Genomic DNA, 2,820 nt, shown 5'->3' with positions numbered 1-2,820 from the left:
TATTATAATTCCCGGTCGCACCCCGTGTGGGGTGTGTGAGTTGAAATACTATTTGTGGGCTTTCCTTTGTCAGGGTTATATGTCGCACCCCGTGTGGGGTGTGTGAGTTGAAATTAGATATTCCAATTGAGGGAACTTTTGACGCTGTCGCACCCCGTGTGGGGTGTGTGAGTTGAAATCACAAGGAGCATATTTAATTTTAGCAAACCAAAGTCGCACCCCGTGTGGGGTGTGTGAGTTGAAATTTACTCCGTCCATTTGCTCTCTGTCCCCCCAGTTTGTCGCACCCCGTGTGGGGTGTGTGAGTTGAAATTACAAGAGCCCACACGACACTTTAATTTTGACAGGGTCGCACCCCGTGTGGGGTGTGTGAGTTGAAATTTTCTTTTTACTCTGCATTTTCTTCTTCCTCATGTCGCACCCCGTGTGGGGTGTGTGAGTTGAAATTGATTTAATCAGAGACGCCACAATTATGATAATGTCGCACCCCGTGTGGGGTGTGTGAGTTGAAATTCATTTTTGAAAATTCTGTAGTTTGATTTCTTGCAGTCGCACCCCGTGTGGGGTGTGTGAGTTGAAATAACCTGATGGGGATATAGTTTTAAAGGTGAATGAAGTCGCACCCCGTGTGGGGTGTGTGAGTTGAAATTCCACGTGAAGCAATGATGACTTATGGCAAAGCCGTCGCACCCCGTGTGGGGTGTGTGAGTTGAAATAAATCATATAATTTAACTGGTAAGCAGGTAAATGGTCGCACCCCGTGTGGGGTGTGTGAGTTGAAATTTTGATAATTTGATAAAAGACACTAAGGAAACTTGTCGCACCCCGTGTGGGGTGTGTGAGTTGAAATAGCAAATTTATCTAAATCTTTATTTTCTTCCCCGTCGCACCCCGTGTGGGGTGTGTGAGTTGAAATAAAATATTATGATAGTCAAATAGCAAAATTAGAGGTCGCACCCCGTGTGGGGTGTGTGAGTTGAAATAGAAGAAGAAGGAGAAGAAGAAAACAACGACAATAGTCGCACCCCGTGTGGGGTGTGTGAGTTGAAATAATTCGTATGCAAGTAGCAAGGAGAGCTTGGATAGTCGCACCCCGTGTGGGGTGTGTGAGTTGAAATTATTTTCTTATAATGCAAATCTGAGGGCACATAAGTCGCACCCCGTGTGGGGTGTGTGAGTTGAAATTTATTCTTGCCTGGCCTTTTTTATCGTCCAAATTGTCGCACCCCGTGTGGGGTGTGTGAGTTGAAATCGGTACCGTGCCATATAGCCAGATTGATGTAATGTCGCACCCCGTGTGGGGTGTGTGAGTTGAAATTTTTGCCAATCTTGCTCCATAACTTTCAGAGCCGTCGCACCCCGTGTGGGGTGTGTGAGTTGAAATGTTAATACTATTCCAATCAAACAGGAACCATTATGTCGCACCCCGTGTGGGGTGTGTGAGTTGAAATAAAAATGACAGATTGGGAAGAAGATGATAGTGATGTCGCACCCCGTGTGGGGTGTGTGAGTTGAAATTGGCAAAGCCATTTTAGCTTTGCAAAAAACAATGTCGCACCCCGTGTGGGGTGTGTGAGTTGAAATATTTACAAATAAATATAAATGTGATATAATTATGGTCGCACCCCGTGTGGGGTGTGTGAGTTGAAATTTGCTTTGCAGGGACTCTTTTTTGATTTATCATAGTCGCACCCCGTGTGGGGTGTGTGAGTTGAAATGCATCGATAAGAATGGAGCAAGTATCAAAATTAAAGTCGCACCCCGTGTGGGGTGTGTGAGTTGAAATTCTTTACCTCTTCAGGGTTGTTAAAATCTACAGAGTCGCACCCCGTGTGGGGTGTGTGAGTTGAAATCATTCATAATTTTTAAATTAAGCTAATTTAACAAGTCGCACCCCGTGTGGGGTGTGTGAGTTGAAATTTTCTATTCTCAGATATTTCCACAATTGATGTGGCGTCGCACCCCGTGTGGGGTGTGTGAGTTGAAATCCATAATTGGTGTGGGTGGTGTAGGAGGTTCAGGGTCGCACCCCGTGTGGGGTGTGTGAGTTGAAATCCTATAATGTCTGCCAGCTAATGTCTGATGTTTCATGTCGCACCCCGTGTGGGGTGTGTGAGTTGAAATCCCAAGTAATTGTAGCAGAGTTTGGAAACTATGTGTCGCACCCCGTGTGGGGTGTGTGAGTTGAAATGAAACAGTAAATGATGATGATTTTAAAAAGTACAAGTCGCACCCCGTGTGGGGTGTGTGAGTTGAAATTTTTATGCATTGCAACAAATCTATTAAACAGCTGTCGCACCCCGTGTGGGGTGTGTGAGTTGAAATTTTTATGCATTGCAACAAATCTATTAAACAGCTGTCGCACCCCGTGTGGGGTGTGTGAGTTGAAATCATTTTTACCTTTATAATCACTTCGCCAAAGATGTCGCACCCCGTGTGGGGTGTGTGAGTTGAAATCCATAATTGGTGTGGGTGGTGTAGGAGGTTCAGGTTGTCGCACCCCGTGTGGGGTGTGTGAGTTGAAATCTGAGGAATCTGATTTAATGACAGGTTCCACTGCAAGTCGCACCCCGTGTGGGGTGTGTGAGTTGAAATAAATCATACAATTTGACTGGCAAACAGGTAAATGGTCGCACCCCGTGTGGGGTGTGTGAGTTGAAATTGTCTCAACGTTTACAGGGTCCTCCCTCTTCATTGTGTCGCACCCCGTGTGGGGTGTGTGAGTTGAAATCTACATTATCTAATGCATACCAAATAGCTGATAAGTCGCACCCCGTGTGGGGTGTGTGAGTTGAAATTGATTTAATCAGAGACGCCACA

General features: G+C 45.6%; 1 CRISPR repeat array.

Going from position 1 to position 2,820, the window contains the following annotated elements:
• Positions 1-14: 14 nt before the first annotated feature.
• Positions 15-2,798: a CRISPR direct-repeat array (repeat unit 33 nt; unit sequence GTCGCACCCCGTGTGGGGTGTGTGAGTTGAAAT).
• Positions 2,799-2,820 lie beyond the last annotated feature (22 nt).

This window comes from Huintestinicola sp. (assembly GCF_051882455.1).
Taxonomy (GTDB): domain Bacteria; phylum Bacillota; class Clostridia; order Oscillospirales; family Ruminococcaceae; genus Huintestinicola.
This window is presented reverse-complemented; position numbering and strand designations above follow the sequence as displayed.